The organism is Stenotrophomonas sp. SrG, assembly GCF_050031795.1.
GTDB classification, from domain to species: domain Bacteria; phylum Pseudomonadota; class Gammaproteobacteria; order Xanthomonadales; family Xanthomonadaceae; genus Stenotrophomonas; species Stenotrophomonas rhizophila_A.
Window position 1 is genome coordinate 1 of the sequence record NZ_JBNBBE010001292.1, and the last position, 236, is coordinate 236.

Below are 236 nucleotides of genomic sequence, written 5' to 3' on the forward strand. Positions count from 1 at the left end.
TTTTTTACCAACCAGGCCGACTGCAATGACCGATTGGTCCCTCGACCAAGCCCGCAAGACCGACTCGATTCCGCATTGGGCGGATGGCTACTTCGACGTGGATCAGGCAGGACACCTGGTGGTGAGACCGACTGGCCAGGACGGCCCGGTGGTGTCCCTGCCCAAGGTGGTGGACGCCGCGCGCGGGGCCGGGGCCAAGCTGCCGCTGCTGGTGCGCTTCCCGGTCATCCTGGGCA

1 pseudogene is annotated in these 236 nt (G+C 66.1%); it reads left to right on the top strand.

Features of this window, described 5'->3' with window-relative positions:
* Nucleotides 1-25: 25 nt before the first annotated feature.
* Nucleotides 26-236 (top strand): annotated as a pseudogene (locus ACQG3P_RS23585) (arginine decarboxylase); the annotation flags it as partial.